Annotated in this window: 16 protein-coding genes and 2 pseudogenes; 5 read left to right on the top strand and 13 right to left on the bottom strand. The window is 61.7% G+C overall.

Translation table 11 applies throughout. The annotated features are described in order from the left end of the window. Positions 1-174: 174 nt before the first annotated feature. From purN to JCM12178_RS21055, 4 genes and pseudogenes are all read right to left on the bottom strand, one after another. A pseudogene (purN, locus tag JCM12178_RS14550) lies at positions 175-880 on the bottom strand (phosphoribosylglycinamide formyltransferase). Between the two features lie 6 nt (positions 881-886). Beyond that, complete coding sequence (locus JCM12178_RS14545) at positions 887-1414, bottom strand: hypothetical protein (RefSeq protein ID WP_054652381.1); 528 nt, start codon at positions 1412-1414, stop codon at positions 887-889. 50 nt (positions 1415-1464) lie between these two features. After that, positions 1465-2334, bottom strand: a complete 870-nt coding sequence (locus tag JCM12178_RS14540) for a DUF1786 domain-containing protein (protein WP_369404532.1) — start codon at positions 2332-2334, stop codon at positions 1465-1467. Next, positions 2300-2506 (bottom strand): hypothetical protein, encoded by a 207-nt coding sequence (locus tag JCM12178_RS21055; protein ID WP_369404531.1) that lies wholly within the window; start codon positions 2504-2506, stop codon positions 2300-2302. The genes JCM12178_RS14540 and JCM12178_RS21055 overlap by 35 nt, the downstream gene beginning before the upstream one ends. 98 nt (positions 2507-2604) lie before the next feature. Between JCM12178_RS21055 and JCM12178_RS14535 the strand changes: the two genes are divergently transcribed. Next, on the top strand, positions 2605-3423 hold the full coding sequence (locus tag JCM12178_RS14535) for an esterase/lipase family protein (RefSeq protein ID WP_054652379.1): 819 nt from the start codon (positions 2605-2607) through the stop codon (positions 3421-3423). Here the strand turns inward: JCM12178_RS14535 and JCM12178_RS18440 are convergent. From JCM12178_RS18440 to JCM12178_RS14525, 3 genes are read right to left on the bottom strand one after another with little or no spacing between them, the layout of a single operon-like run. Next, entirely contained in the window at positions 3395-3592 is a 198-nt protein-coding gene (locus JCM12178_RS18440; protein WP_157054937.1) for a hypothetical protein, read from the bottom strand. The two genes, JCM12178_RS14535 and JCM12178_RS18440, sit on opposite strands and share 29 nt — an antisense overlap. Beyond that, a complete protein-coding gene (locus JCM12178_RS14530) occupies positions 3585-4058 on the bottom strand; it encodes a hypothetical protein (RefSeq protein WP_054652377.1) in 474 nt (157 codons plus the stop codon). Before JCM12178_RS14530 ends, JCM12178_RS18440 begins: the two co-directional genes overlap by 8 nt. A 46-nt stretch (positions 4059-4104) precedes the next feature. Continuing rightward, entirely contained in the window at positions 4105-5424 is a 1320-nt protein-coding gene (locus tag JCM12178_RS14525) for a malic enzyme-like NAD(P)-binding protein (protein ID WP_054652375.1), read from the bottom strand. A 172-nt stretch (positions 5425-5596) separates the two neighbouring features. On the opposite strand from JCM12178_RS14525, the gene JCM12178_RS14520 reads away from it, so the two are divergent. From JCM12178_RS14520 to JCM12178_RS14510, 3 genes are read left to right on the top strand one after another with little or no spacing between them, the layout of a single operon-like run. Beyond that, complete coding sequence (locus JCM12178_RS14520; RefSeq protein ID WP_054652373.1) at positions 5597-6349, top strand: RNA methyltransferase; 753 nt, start codon at positions 5597-5599, stop codon at positions 6347-6349. Between the two features lie 34 nt (positions 6350-6383). Then, positions 6384-7613 carry an ABC transporter substrate-binding protein gene (locus tag JCM12178_RS14515; RefSeq protein ID WP_054652371.1) on the top strand — a complete coding sequence of 410 codons (1230 nt, stop codon included), beginning with the start codon at positions 6384-6386 and terminating at the stop codon, positions 7611-7613. After that, complete coding sequence (locus JCM12178_RS14510) at positions 7610-10201, top strand: EAL domain-containing protein (protein WP_054652369.1); 2592 nt, start codon at positions 7610-7612, stop codon at positions 10199-10201. The genes JCM12178_RS14515 and JCM12178_RS14510 overlap by 4 nt, the downstream gene beginning before the upstream one ends. Here the strand turns inward: JCM12178_RS14510 and JCM12178_RS19995 are convergent. Continuing rightward, positions 10198-10380, bottom strand: a complete 183-nt coding sequence (locus JCM12178_RS19995; RefSeq protein ID WP_245628808.1) for a hypothetical protein — start codon at positions 10378-10380, stop codon at positions 10198-10200. The genes JCM12178_RS14510 and JCM12178_RS19995 overlap by 4 nt on opposite strands. Between JCM12178_RS19995 and nhaA the strand changes: the two are divergent. Next, positions 10367-11588 (top strand): annotated as a pseudogene (gene nhaA / locus JCM12178_RS21050) (Na+/H+ antiporter NhaA). The gene JCM12178_RS19995 and the pseudogene nhaA overlap by 14 nt on opposite strands. 59 nt (positions 11589-11647) lie before the next feature. On the opposite strand, the gene JCM12178_RS14500 reads toward nhaA, so the two are convergent. The 5 genes from JCM12178_RS14500 to JCM12178_RS20370 form a co-directional block, all read right to left on the bottom strand. Then, on the bottom strand, positions 11648-12403 hold the full coding sequence (locus tag JCM12178_RS14500) for an FkbM family methyltransferase (protein WP_054652367.1): 756 nt from the start codon (positions 12401-12403) through the stop codon (positions 11648-11650). 9 nt (positions 12404-12412) lie between these two features. Then, positions 12413-13324, bottom strand: a complete 912-nt coding sequence (locus JCM12178_RS14495; RefSeq protein ID WP_054652365.1) for a DMT family transporter — start codon at positions 13322-13324, stop codon at positions 12413-12415. A 118-nt stretch (positions 13325-13442) separates the two neighbouring features. Continuing rightward, positions 13443-13706 carry a hypothetical protein gene (locus JCM12178_RS14490; protein ID WP_172677153.1) on the bottom strand — a complete coding sequence of 88 codons (264 nt, stop codon included), beginning with the start codon at positions 13704-13706 and terminating at the stop codon, positions 13443-13445. A 104-nt stretch (positions 13707-13810) separates the two neighbouring features. Beyond that, positions 13811-14167 carry a ribosome biogenesis factor YjgA gene (yjgA, locus tag JCM12178_RS14485; protein ID WP_250635950.1) on the bottom strand — a complete coding sequence of 119 codons (357 nt, stop codon included), beginning with the start codon at positions 14165-14167 and terminating at the stop codon, positions 13811-13813. Next, on the bottom strand, positions 14127-14309 hold the full coding sequence (locus JCM12178_RS20370; RefSeq protein ID WP_250635949.1) for a dual-action ribosomal maturation protein DarP: 183 nt from the start codon (positions 14307-14309) through the stop codon (positions 14127-14129). The genes yjgA and JCM12178_RS20370 overlap by 41 nt, the downstream gene beginning before the upstream one ends. Positions 14310-14437 lie beyond the last annotated feature (128 nt).

The following is a 14437-nucleotide window of genomic DNA, read 5'->3' as shown; positions in this document are numbered from 1 at the left end:
ATTCCGCTTCCCGCCCTCCCGCCGAAGGCGGGCTCCGCACCCAAGAATGTCGGGAAACACAAAAGTATCCCACCCCGTCCCGCCGGAAGGCGGGAAACACACCGTTCCACCCATAAAACGTAAGCCCCTAAAAACGAAGAAGCCTTCCGTCTCCGAAAGGCTTCTTGGTTTCTCCTAAAATCCCTCTTCCAAGGGCGGCCAAACCAACGCGTGAACGGGCGGCTCAACATCGGCCATTGGCTGGTCGACCTGCGTTCCGGACCGACTTTGAGGTGGACGTGCCGACCGTCAACCTGAAGGCGGTTTTCGGCAAGCCACTGAATGGCCTGCGGGAAAATGCGATGCTCGAGCTTGAGGATGCGCGGGCCGAGATGACCGCCGTCCTCGCCTGCGTTGACGGGCACCGCGGCCTGAATGATGACCGGACCGTGGTCCATCTTTTCGTCCACGAAATGCACGGTGCAGCCGGAGATCTTTACGCCGTAGTCGGCGGCGTCGCCTTGTCCGTGAATACCGGGGAAGCTGGGCAGCAGGGCAGGGTGGATGTTGATGACCCGGCCGGGGAAGGCGTCGAGCAGGACCGGGGTGACGATGCGCATGAACCCGGCATGATGACGGCTCCTTCCGGGGCGGTGACGCCGTGCTTGTGCATGGCGTCGACCATGGCTTTGTCAAAGGCCTCGCGGTTCGGATAGTCCTTATGGGACAGCACGAGGGTCGGGATGCCGTGCTTGCGGGCGCGTTCGATGCCGTAAGCTCCGGCCTTGTTGGAGATGACCAGCCGGATTTCGGCGTCGAGGGCGCCTTGCTCGATGCGGTCGATGATGGATTGCAGGTTCGATCCCCCGCCGGAGACGAGGACAGCTATGGGCAGCGGCATGGGCAGTTACTCCGTTTTGGTGCGTTGAAAGACGAGTCCGGCCTTGTCGGTCCTGAGGAGGTCGGCTTTTTTCGCCAGCCATTTCTTGACGTCGGCCACGCGCCATGGCGTGACGCCTACTTCCGCGTTGAGCAGATCCCAGCAGTAGAGCCGGTCACCGTCGGACTGGATCAGGAAAAACACGTTTTTGAACTCGGTGCTTCTGTCGCCGTCGGCGATGGTGAAGACCGGGAAGGAGACGGCGCGGATGTCGGTGCCGGGCACTCGGGAGGCCGTGAAGCGACCGGAAAAGGACTCGCCGCAGTTGGCGGCCTCGGCATACCAGTCGGATCCTGCCTTGCCCATGAGCAGCACGGGAAGGCGGCCGCAGCTTCCGGGGGATTCGTCCGGCTTGGGAACGTACTGCCATTCGCCGAGCCAGCTTTCCGGGAGGCCGCGATTCTGCTCGTAGACCATGGGCTCCACGGTGGAGGGCAGGCAGCCCGAGAGGGCGGCCAGCAGGATCAGAAGCAGTGTTGGTATGCATCGTTTCATGGGGTCTCCTCGCCGATGAGTTCCTCTTGTAAAGGAACGGGGCGCGATGCTCAAGCGCGGTCTTCGAGTCCGAGCATCTCCATGCCCTTTATCAGGCCGAAACAGCCGGTGAGCATCATGTCGCCGCCGGGGGCGGGGAAGCTGGCGTCGTACCCGTGCAGCATGGCGCGGCGCGGGCCGATGACCACGGTTTCGGGGAAGGCTCCGGCCTTGTCGCTGGTGGCAAGCGTAAGGCAGCCGTGGCCCCATTCGTCGAAAACCTGCTGAAAGGTCAGTCGGCCGTGGCGGAAGTCGTCGAGGTCCTGCCAGAGTTTTTCCGGGTTCAGGCAGCCGGTGTGCTGCTCGTAGACGCCGTGGATTCTGCCGCCGTGCAGCAGAAAGGCGATGGTATGGCTGTTGCCTATGTTCACGAGGGTCATGCCCTGTTCGCGGGCGCGCCGTTCTATTTCGGGGTCGAAGAGCGCGCCGAGCACTGCGGCGGAGCCGGAGTCGGCGGTGACGGCCCTGTTTGCGGATTCGTGCAGGTCGCGCAGGCGGGTCATCATGGTCGGGGGCGTTTCGTAGATGAGCGCAGCGGGGTCACCATGATGTTCGGTCAGAAGCTCTTCCCATATCTTGAAGCGGCCAAGGCGGTTGGATGTGCCGGGATGGTGGCCGTGGTCCTGCGCGCAGGCGGCGACGCGGTCCGGCCGTGGCAGCTCGGCGGCGTCGAGAAAGCGGTTCCACCACCGGTCGTCGAAGTCGAGCAGTTCCAGCGGTCGGTAACCGTCCGGACAGTCTTCGGTCAGCGTGACGCCCATGGCCTCGACCTTGGCGGGATCGTCGTTGAGGGTCAGCGCGGCCTGTCGGGTGGCGGCCAGCGGAAGCCCGGCTTCGAGGTGTTTTTTACGCCCCCGCCGATGCCGCCGCCCATAATGCATCCGTGCAGCCAGACGGGCGTTTTTTGGCGGTGAGTTCCGAGAGGTAGCCCGCGATGCGGACAGAGGGCGTGGGCAGGATGAACTTGGGGCAGTTCTCTATCTCGCGGCCGGGGATGTGCAGCAGCACGTCCTGCGTGCCGGAGCCTATGTCGAGGCACAGGGTTGTGGTCATGCTTCCTCCGTGTTTTCGGGAATGGGTACCGAGGTTACATTCCTCGGACAACCCTTTCAAGCGGTTGACTCTTTTTCTTTCCGGGCCGATGATGCCGCATGCTTTATATCGGCGTGCTCATTCTTGTGCTGCTTACGGGGCTTCCGTTGCTGCGGCTGTTCTTCTTCCTGCTGTCCAATGCCATGGACGGGCGGCTGGGAGACATTCGCTCGGCGTGCGGCGGCAGGCTGGTCGGGCCGCTGCTCTCAACGTATGCCACTGCGGTGGGGAGCGAGGGCACGGCCCCGGCGCTGTTCGTCACCGGACTCGGACATGAGCCGATGCCGAAGCCGGAGGGAACGCCGGTGCTGCTCCTGCACGGGCTGTATCACAACCGCTCGGCGTGGCATGTGTTCCGCCGAATACTCTCCCGTGAGGGCTTTCATAACGTACGGGCCTTTTCTTACGGCAGTTGGCGCGGCGGTCTGGACGATGCGCTGAAGACTGTCCGAACCGAGCTGCGGCGCACGATGGCGGCGAACCCCGGTAAACGGGTGCTGCTGGTTGGGCACAGCCTCGGCGGGGTGATCTGGCGCATTGTGGCGGCGGAGGATGAGTTTCGCGATCATGTGGGCGCGCTGGCAACCCTTGGTTCGCCGTTCGGCGGCAGCGAGTTGGCGCTGCTCGGCGTTGGGCGCGTTGCCCGGAGCCTCATTCCGGGACGCGAGGCCTGCCGAAAGCTGCGTACGGTCAAGGACACGCCCGCGCCGAAGCTGGCGGTTGTCTCTCCGGTGGACGATTTCGTGTTTCCGTATGGATGTCTGGAGCCGGGCGGCGGCTGGCGACGCGAGAATGTTTCGGCCATGGCCCACGTCTGGATGCTCTACTCCCCGTCCGTTGCCCGGACGGTCATTCCTTTCCTGAAAGAGGCGGCCTAGTCGTCGAGGGTCTCGTCGGTACGGCTAGATAGTCGAGCACGGCTTCAAGGGCCGCGCTCATGTCGCCGGGGATTTCCGGCAGCCCGGCAAGGGCGGCCTCCACGGCTTCCTCGTCAATACCCTGCTTTGCGGCCTCTTCGCGGATGTCCCGGCGCAGGGAATCACTCACTTTCCACCACCATGAATCCGGGGAAGCCTTCCCCGCTGCCCACGGTGCCCTTCGGCGTTTCGCTGGCGTCCACATTCAGGCGGCAGGCTTTGCCGACAACTTTGGAAGGCGTGTCCGCGGTGATGTTCCATTCGCCGCGTGCGCTGCTTGCGCCGCGCAGATTCAGCACCTCGGCGGTTCCGTCCGGGGCGGTGGAAAGCACGGTAAACTCCCTGACGGTTTCTTTGTTGCCATTCGCGGTCTTGAAGACGGTCATGGAGTACTGGTAGCCGGTGTCCGTGTTGTCCCAGTGCGCGGGAGTGCGGTCGGGCATGGCGGTCAGTGCCCCGGCGATGCGCAGCACGTCGGGTTGCGTCAGCCATTCCCCGGCGTATTCCGGACCGGGATGCAGGTCTACTTTTTCCAGTGGATGACGGCAGCCGAGCAGGCTGAGGATGATGGTCAGGGAAACGAGCAGTGTTCTCATGATGGTGCGGGGGGAGCGCGGGCTCCCCCCTACCTGTATCCTTTGGCTAGAAGTCGTAGTCGAAGGAGTCGACGACGCTTCGGGTGCGCGCCCGTGAGGCGGCCATGCGTTCTTCGAGTTCCTTGACGTAGGCGTCGAGGTCGATCTGCTTGCGCGCGACGCCAGTGTCCATGGCGGCCTTGGCAACGGCCGGGGCCAGCCACGTCAGCACGCGGGGGTCGAGCGGCTTGGGGATGATGTAGTCGATGCCGTATTCGAGGGAGTCCACGCCGTATGCGTCGCAGATGTCCTGCGGCACCGGCTCCTTGGCGAGGTCGGCAAGGGCCTGCGCGGCGGCGAGTTTCATCTCTTCGTTGATGCTCGAGGCGCGGCAGTCCAGTGCGCCTCGGAAGATGAAGGGGAAGCCGAGCACGTTGTTGACCTGATTGGGGAAGTCGGAGCGGCCGGTGCCCATGATGATGTCCGGGCGCACTTCCTTGGCAACGGGGTAGGGGATTTCCGGGTCCGGGTTGGCGCAGGCGAAGATGATGGCGTTATCAGCCATGCTCTTGACCATGTCCGCGTCGATGGCGTCCTTGACAGACAGGCCGAGGAACATGTCCGCGCCCTTCATGACGTCGGCCAGCGAGCCGTGGTCCTTGTCCTGCGCGTAATGGCGCTTGAAGTCGTTCAGGTCGTCGCGTCCGGCGTGGATGAGGCCGCGGGAGTCGAACATGAAGATGTTCTCGCGCTTCACGCCCATGCTCACGTAGAGGTCGGAGCAGGCGATGGCCGCGGCTCCGGCACCGGAGACAACGATGGTGATTTCCTCGATCCTCTTGCCGGATATTTCAAGCGCGTTCAGGATGCCCGCGGCAGAGATGATGGCGGTGCCGTGCTGGTCGTCGTGAAAGACGGGGATGCCCATTTCCTCTTTAAGGCGGCGTTCGACTTCAAAGCACTGGGGGGCCTTGATGTCTTCGAGGTTGATGCCGCCGAAGGTCGGTTCGAGCATCTTGCAGAAAGAGACTATTTCGTCGGGGCTGGAGGCGTTGATGTTGATGTCGTAGACGTCGATGTCCGCGAAAATCTTGAAGAGCACGCCCTTGCCTTCCATGACCGGCTTGGCCGCTTCGGGGCCGATGTTGCCGAGGCCGAGCACGGCCGTGCCGTCCGATACCACGGCCACGAGGTTGCCGCGGTTGGTGTAGCGGTAGGAGTCTTCCTTGTCCGCGTGGATGGCGCGGCAGGCTTCGGCCACGCCCGGCGAGTAGGCCATGGACAGGTGCTTCTGGGTGTCGCAGGGCTTGATGGAGAAAACCTCCAGCTTCCCGCGGCGTTTGTCTTCGTGGTATTTGAGCGCTTCTTCCTTCGTGAAAAGAGCCATGGGGTGCCTCCGTGTGAATGTCGTTGTTCGCAGCAGTTGTAGAGCGGGGACAGGGGCGAGTCAAGACGCACGGGGGTGTTCTTTTCCTTCCGAAAGTCCCGGCTCCGGCGAAGTTGACTTCCGCTGCGCTGCGTGTCAGTGAGCCTTTCCATCACCATTCCCGGAGGTTCCTGTGCTGGAAAACGTCACCGTCGTGCTTGTGCGGCCCAAGTATCCCGAGAACATCGGCTCGGCTGCCCGGGCCTGCCTGAACATGGGCTGCCCCAATCTGACCCTTGTCGCGCCCCGGTATTTCGAGCTGGACCGGGCCATGCCGCTGGCAACCGTCCACGCCCGGCACATCCTTGAGCAGGCCCGCGTGGTGGACACGCTTGAAGAGGCGCTTGAAGGGCAGAGCGCGGCCTACGGCACCACGGCCCGCACCGGCGGATGGCGCAAGGGCGTGATGCTTCCGCCGAGGCTGGCCGCCGTGGTGGGGGAGAAGACCCGCATGAACGGCAGCGTCGCCATCGTGTTCGGCCCCGAGGATACGGGCCTGACCAACGACGAGACCCAGCTCTGCACCAGCCTCGTGACCATTCCCACCGACCGTGAAGGCGTCTCGCTGAACCTTGCCCAGGCGGTTCTGGTACTCTTGTACGAATGCTTCAAGGAGGCGCTGGACCGGCCCTTTGTTCCCGACGGTCCTCCGGACGAAAGGCTCTGCACGGTGGCCGAACAGGAGACGCTTTTTTCCAATTTGAAGGAAAGCCTGCTGGCCATCGACTATCTACGCGAAGGCAATACGGATTACTGGATGATGCCGGTTCGCCGTTTTTTGGCGAGGATCAACCTGAAGCGCAATGAATTCAATCTGTTGATGGGTATATGTAGACAGGTGAAGTGGATTGCGGGGAGAGCGGGGCGCGGGCCTGAATCCCATTGATTTTGCGTTGACATCATGCCAATAACGGTAGGCAATGTTCGAATATGTACGTCGCCTTGCGGTGACGGTGGCCGTGACGCTTGCCGTGTGCATAGTGATCCCGTCTCCGGTTCAGGCGAAACAAAAGACACTCGTATTCGGCATGTCCGCCGCGTTTACCGGGGCCAACGCCGAGCTCGGTATTGAATTCTATCGCGGGGCCATGGCCTGGTTCAGCCACGTGAACGCCAAGGGCGGGGTTCACGGGATGCGTCTTGCCATTCGTTCTGCCAACGACGGCTACAACCCCGATCCCTGTTTTTTCAATACCGTCGAGTTTATGAAGAGCAAGGATATTTTTTCCCTTCTCTGCTACGTTGGCACCCCGACCACTACCAGAATCCTGCCCCTCCTCGAGCTTTACAAAGACAAGGACATGCTGCTGCTTTTTCCCATGACCGGGGCGCAGCCGCTGCGTGAAGAACCTTACGGCCAGTATGTTTACAGCCTGCGCGCTTCCTACCGTCAGGAGACGGCCGGGCTGGTGAAAAAGCTTCTTGAGGCCGGGCGAAACCGCATCGCCGTATTCTATCAGGCGGACGCCTATGGCCGCAGCGGTTGGGACGGAGTGCGCCGGGCGCTTGCCTCCTACGGACTCGGGATCGAGGCTGAGGCCAGCTATTCGCGCGGGCTGCGTTTCGATGCAAGCTACGAAGAGCAGGCCACCATCCTGTTTGACGCGAATCCGGACGCGGTCATCTGCATCGGCACCTATTCCTCCTGCTCCGGGTTTGTCCGTGACGCGCGCGATGGCGGGTATGGCGGGGTCATCGCGGCGGTCTCCTTTGCCAACAGCGACAAGATGCTGGATTTGCTCACCCGCAAGATGCGGGAAAACGGCAAGGATTATCTTGAGAACCTGCTTTTTTCGCAGGTGGTGCCCAGCCCGTATTCCGACGACCTCCCGGCAGTGCGGCAGTATCGCAGACACATGGCGGAATATCGTCAGCGGGAAATGACCGGGGGGCGCGTCTACAGTTATGCCAGTCTCGAAGGTTTTCTGAGCGCCCGGCTGGTGACCGAGGCCGTGCGGCGCATGGGACCGCAGCCGGACCGTGCGCGGTTCAGAAAAGCTCTGACCAGTCTTGACGATTTTGATCTGGGTATCGGCATGCCGCTTCGGTTCGGCCCCGAGCGGACGCAGGGGTTGAACGCCGTGTATTTTTCCACCTTCCGTGAAGGGATGCAGGAGACCGTGTCCGATTGGCAAAGGTGGCGGCAATGAAACGACTGCCCAAGCTGTTCAACCGCCCCTTCCTGTCCATGGCCCTTGTTTTCGGGCTGTTGGCCACGGCCACATCCGTGTTCTTTGCCCACAGGCTTGAAACCGAGTTGACCAGAGAGTACCAGAGCAAGGCCCTTGCGCTGGCCCGCAGCATTGCGGACTCGGACGTGCATACCGTCATCAACGAGGACGCGGCAGCCCTGCAGTCGCGCATCGACAGCTATCTGGACATTGAGGGAGTTTCCTACGTGCTGGTGGCCGACCCGCACCGTACCGTCATTTCGCACACGTTCGTCCCCGAAGTGCCGGACAAGGTTGCGGCCATTGTGGATCAGGTTCACGAGACGGTGCTCGGTGACGACGCGTATCTGGTGGAGCGGCTGGAACTTGGCGGTGATGAACGCATCCTGCACGTTGCCCAGCCCATCCTCGGCGGCCTCGGCGGCTCCATTCACATCGGCATGGGGCTCGGTGGCATCGAACAGAACATCCGCTCGGCCATCCTGCAGCAACAGGGCATCGCGCTGGTCATCTTCTGCGCCAGCGTGTTTGTGCTCTATCTTTTTATCCGAAACCTTTCCCGACCGTTGCAGCAGCTTACAGAGTACGCACGGCGTGTGGCTGCCCATGACTTCTCCTCCGAAGTAGACGTCAAGTCCGACGACGAACTCGGCCAACTGGCCTATGCCATGGAGTCCATGGCAGGGGACATCCACGAGCTGATAATGACCCTTGAGGAGCGCGTTCGGGAAAAGACGCTCCAGCTTGAAGAGGCCAAGGAGCATCTTGAGGTGAAGGTGGAGCAGCGCACCGAGGAGCTATCGCGCATCAATACCCAGCTCAAGATCGAGGTGGCCGAGCGCAAGGTCATCGGCGACGCTCTCAAGAAGGCCGAGCGCAAGTACCGCACCATCTTTGAAAACGCGGTGGAAGGCATCTATCAGGTCACGCCCAGCGGCCGGTTCCTGAGTGCAAACCCGGCGCTGGCCCGTCTGTTCGGGTATAATTCGCCGGATGAACTCATGAGCTCGGTTTACGACATCCGCACGCAACTCTATGGCAGCACCAGCGATCGCGACGCGTTCATGAACAGGCTCAGAGTGGATGGCGAGGTCAAGGACTTCGAGCTGCAGGTCCGCCGCCGCGACGGCCGGGTCGTATGGGTCAAGGAGAGTGCGCGAAAGGTCGACGATCAGGACGGCAACCTTCTGTATTTCGAGGGCTCGGTCGAAGACATCACCCTGCGCAAGAAGGCCGAGGAACAGCTGCGGCGGCAGGCCTTCCACGACCCTCTCACGCGCCTGCCGAACCGCGCCCTGTTTCAGGACCATCTCCAGCTCGCCATGGAGCGCGGCAGGCGGCGGAAGTATCTCTTCGCGGTTCTGTATCTCGATCTCGACCGTTTCAAGGTCATCAACGACAGCCTCGGCCACGACATTGGCGACGAATTGCTCAAGGCCATCTCCCGCGTGCTGGAAAGCTGCGCGCGCAAGATGGACACCGTGGCCCGCTTCGGCGGCGACGAGTTCGCCATTTTGCTGGAGGAAATCGAGGCCCCGCGTGACGCCATCCGCATCGCTCGCAGAATTCTGGAGGGCATCCGCCAGCCGTTCGTGCTCCACGGCAACGAGGTCTTCACTTCGGCAAGCATCGGCATTGTCCTGAACACCACGGGATACGATCGGCCCGAGGCGCTGCTGCGCGACGCGGATACCGCCATGTACCGGGCCAAGGAGCTGGGCAAGTCCCGGTTCAAGGTCTTCAACCAGAAGATGCACCATCAGGTCATGGAGTTGATGGAGATGGAAACCGACCTGCGGCGGGCGCTGGAGTCTGACGAGGTCGAGGTGATGTACCAGCCGGTCATCGACATGCGCGACAACTCCGTGGCGGGATTCGAGGCGTTGGTGCGCTGGCACCACCCGGAAAGGGGAATGGTCAGCCCTGATGACTTCATCCCGGTCGCGGAAGACACCGGTCTCATCTACGCCATCGACAACTACGTGCTCAAGCGCGCCTGCACCACGGTCCGCCGCTGGCAGAAGCAGTTCAGGAGCGACGGCCCCCGGCTGACGATCAACACCAACCTCTCCGGCAAGCATTTCGGCCGCACCCAGCTGGTCCGGCAGGTGGACAACACCCTCAAGGAGACCGGCATCGATCCGGAGCTGGTGAATCTGGAAATCACGGAGAGCGCTCTTGTCGACCAGCCCGCCACCGCAGAGGAAATGCTCCGCCAACTCAAGGTGCTTGGCGTGAATCTGTGTATAGACGACTTTGGAACCGGGTATTCCTCGCTGGCGTATCTTCAGCGGTTCCCGATAGATGTGGTCAAGGTGGACCGGACTTTCGTGGCGGCGGTGGAGCACGATCAGGACAGCCGCGCCATCGTTCGCACAATCCTCTCGCTGGGAGCCAGCATGAATCTCAAGGTGGTGGCGGAAGGCGTTGAAACCAAAAAGCAGCTTGATTTTCTTGCGGAAGCGGGTTGCAAATATGTGCAAGGCTTTTTATTCTACAAGCCTATGTCCGAAGCAGAGGCCGAAACCCTGCTTGAAGCCGAAGCACTCAGCACCGCCTCCTATTAGACCGGGCGCGTCGTCTTCGGAAAACAATCCGGAGGTTTGAGAATGGCCATCAAGGAAATCAGCTGCGGCACCGAGCCGATCGAAAAAGTCCTGCTGCCTTTCAACAGGTTTTTCAGGACCTCAGCCTCGTCCGGCATCCTGCTGCTGCTTTTCGCGATCACGGCGATGATCTGGGCCAACTCGCCGTGGTACGAATCCTACCATCACCTGTTGCACACCAACATCACGCTGGGTTTTGGAGCGGCATCCATGACCCACGATATCCATTGGTGGATCAACGACGGGCTCATGGCGATCTTCTTTTTCGTGGTCGGCCTCGAAATCAAGCGGGAGCTGCTCGTCGGCGAGCTGTCGTCCATGAAGCAGGCCATCTTGCCCATCGTCGCGGCAACAGGCGGCATGCTGGTGCCCGCTGCGCTTTACGTGGCCTTTAACTTCGGCGGTACGGGCGCATCGGCTGGGGCGTGCCCATGGCCACGGACATCGCATTTGCCCTCGGCGTGCTCGCCCTGCTGGGCGACCGCGTGCCGCTTTCGCTCAAGGTCTTTCTCGCTGCCGTGGCAATCGCCGACGACATCGGCGCCGTCATGGTCATCGCGCTTTTCTATACCTCGCACATTTCGGTGCTGCTGCTCGGGCTGGCAGGTGTCATGCTGGCAGTGGCGCTGGCCGGAAACATGCTTGGCGTCCGCAGGCCGCTCTTCTACGCACTGGTGGGCCTCGCGGTCTGGTTCTGTTTCCTCAAGTCCGGCATTCACTCCACCGTTGCAGGCGTGGCCATGGCCATGATCATCCCGGCCAAGACCCGCTGCGATACGGACCTGTTCCTGTTCAACAGCACCAATCTCATTGATGAATTCAAGCGCCACCATCATCCCGGTTCCAACGTGCTGACCAACCATGGCCAGCTCGCAGCCATCCAGTCCATGCAGAACGTCGCCAATAAGGCGCAGACGCCGCTGCAACATCTGGAACACGCGCTGGTGCCGTGGGTGGATTTCGTCATCATGCCGCTTTTCGCACTGGCGACGCCGGGGTGCATCTGCCGGAGAACATCGGCAAGGCGCTGCTGGAGCCGGTGACGCTCGGTGTCATGGCCGGTCTGTTCTTCGGCAAGCAGATCGGCATTCTCGGCGCGGTCAAGCTCATGACAGTGACCAAGCTGGCCTCCCTTCCCGTGGGCGTGACCAAGCGGCACGTCTACGGCGCGTCGCTGCTTGCGGGCATCGGGTTCACCATGTCCCTGTTCATCGCCACGCTTGCCTTCGACGACCCGGTACTGCTCACGGATGCCAAGATCGGTATCCTCGCGGCTTCGTTCGTGTCCGGTATCGGTGGCTGGTTGGTGCTCAGGGGAACGCCGCCCGTTACCAGACAATCAGGATAGATCCGGTAAACGCTCACCTCGGGCCCTTCGCGATTCGGTCGTGGAGGGCCTTTTTCTGTTCAGGGGAGGAAAAGCAGAGTCCCTTGCGGGGCAACGGTCAGCGGCATGCCGTCAAGGGAATCGCGAATCTCGGGCGCAGGGCCGAGGGCGTCCCGGCCCACCGAATAGACGCTGCCGTATCCCGAAAAAGACTCCAGCAGCCGGGAGGATTCCGAGACCGGGTCACGTCCGGCTTGTGACAGATGATTCGGGTGCAGCGAGAGGAGCACCACCGGCTTTGCGCTGCGCAGAAAGCCCGTCATGGCCGGGATGGTATCGTACTCGCCGCCCTCGATATCCATCTTGATGAACGCCGCGTCGGCCATTTCTGCGGGGAAAACGCGGGACGCGTTCAGCGCCTCGGCTTCGAAAGTGTTGTCGCTGCTGGGCAGCAGGCAGGATGTTTCGCTCTTGCCCGCTCCGTGCGGCGGGGTGAGCTTGATGGTTCCGTCCCTTGTGGTCAACGCCGCGTGGCGCAACGTGCATCGCTCTGCAAGCTCCGGGTTGTGCCTGATGTTGGCCTCAAGCGCGCAGTAGGCCACGGGATCCGGCTCAAAAGCGGTGCATTGCCCCGCGATGTGCGCGGCGTAAAGCAGCGTCGGCCCGATCCATGCCCCTACGTCAACGTAATGCGCCCCCGGCTCAAGGTGTTGCTCAAATACCTCGAACGTGGCTGGCTCCCAGCGCTCCTGCGCAAAGAGGGCCCAGAACTTTTCATAGCGGGGGGTGACGTCTGCCGACAGGGAGCGGCCGTTGATCGAGAAACGACGGAGCATCGGCTGATATTACCCCGTGCCGGGGACGATGTCAGCCTTTTTGTCCTTTTGCTTGTCCTGACTGACCCATACGCCCGTAAGCACCAGCGCCGAGGCCGCGTACTGGATCACGGTCAGTCGCTCGCCGAGGAACATCCAGCTCAGAAACAGGGTGATGACCGGGATCAGGTTGACGAAAGCCGAGGCCTGATTCGCCGGGACCTGGCTCATGCCCACGTTATACAGCCCGTATGCGGCCAACGTAACGAACACGCCGAGGTACAGGATGCTGGCAACCCCCACCGGATCGAACGCCGTGGGCAGCTCGGTAGTGGGCAGAAAGAGCAGCGGAAAGAAGAATACGCACCCGATGAAGGCCTGAATCATGGTCAGGAACCACGGCCCGTAGCGCGGACTCAGCCGCTTGAGCGTGATCATGTACCCCGTGGCGCAGCACATGGCCACGAATTCAAGAAAGTTGCCGAGCATGGGGTTGGGCGCGCTCTCCGAGGCCTCGGCGTCAAGCGAGAGCACCACGGCCCCGAAAATGGCCAGCGCGAACCCGATCAGCGTGCGCCTCGAGATGCGCTCCTGAAGAAAGATGGCGGCGGGAATGGCCACCAGAATCGGCACCATCGCGCAGATCATGCCCGCCTGCGACGCGTCCGTGTAGGTCAGGGCCAGTGATTCGAACACGAAATACAGACCCGGCTCGCATACGCCCATGAACAGGAGCGGCTTCCAGTCACCGGCGCGGTACTGCACATTGCGGAAATTCCTGATGACAAGCAGAAAACACAGGCTGGCCACAAGCATGCGCCCGAAGATGATGACCATAGGGTCGTAAGCGCGGAAGCCGTACTTGAGCGCAACAAACGAGCTGGCCCAGAGGGTCACTCCGCCGAGCAGCGCGAGATAGGCATGAATTGGGGCTTTGTTCACCGTGTGCTCTCCTTGCAAGCGGCACCTAATACCACCCTTTAGGCGGCATGAGAATCGGAAAAAACCCCAAAAAAAGGCCCGGCTTCACAAAGAAGCCGGGCCTGATGGGCGTATCGCTCTAGCGACAGACCGCCAGAAGGTTGATGGGAGAATACCCGTTCTCCGGGTTCTCCGCATAACGGCACCCGAGGCGGGAATCGTCGCGCTTGTTGATGATGTCGGAATCCGAACCCTTGTAATGAGGGCACTCGTTGTTGTTGCAGACCACAATGACTCCCCAGCCACTGTCCGGCGGTGCCAGCCAGGCTTCCATAGGGACATTGCAGTGCGGACAGACGCGGTCTTCAAGCTCGGTAACGATACCGGCATATTCATGTTTCACGGCTCTCACTCCTTTCCGGCCGGTGCGGCCGTCGAATTGTTTTCCTGTGTGCTTGAGAAAATAAGAACGAACCCGGCCGAGTCAAGACCGGAAAGAGTCGATTGCTATTCCGCCAACTCCCGCAACATGCGAAAAAGCGCCCGGGAAGCCTTCGGCGGCTTGCCCTTCGACTTCTCCAGCCGAGCGTTGCGCACCAACTGGCGGAAATGCTGCCCGTCCACGTCAGGATACTGCTCGAAAACTTCATCCACCGCAGCATCGTCGCCTTCCACCAGACGGTCCCGCAAATGCTCCACGGCATGAAACGCACGCGTGCCGATGGTGTGCGCCTCATCAATGCCCTCAACAAGCTCCCTGATCGCCGAAACATCCGCCTCGCGCATCAACTTGCCGATGAGCTGCATCTGCCGCCGCTTCGCCTCATGCTTGGTCAGCGTCTTGTAAAAAAAGTACCTCGTCAACCAAATCGCCCGGCATCTCAGCCTTGCGAAGTACATCCGGCCGCAACGCCACAAGCCGCTCGCCAAGCTGCTGCAACTCAGTGGCCTCGCGCTTCTTCTGCGAACGGCTCGGCGGCCGCGTATCCTGATCATGATCGTGCATGGATTTCCTCCGGTGCAGTCAGGTACACCAGAACCGGAAGGGCTTCAAGTGTTCGTGGTGCCTCCCAGCGGGCTGAGAGGGAAGGGGGAAACCCCTCTTGCAAGAGGGGTTTCCCCCTTCCCTCTCAG

Source organism: Salidesulfovibrio brasiliensis JCM 12178 (genome assembly GCF_001311825.1).
GTDB lineage: Bacteria > Desulfobacterota > Desulfovibrionia > Desulfovibrionales > Desulfovibrionaceae > Pseudodesulfovibrio > Pseudodesulfovibrio brasiliensis.
This window is presented reverse-complemented; position numbering and strand designations above follow the sequence as displayed.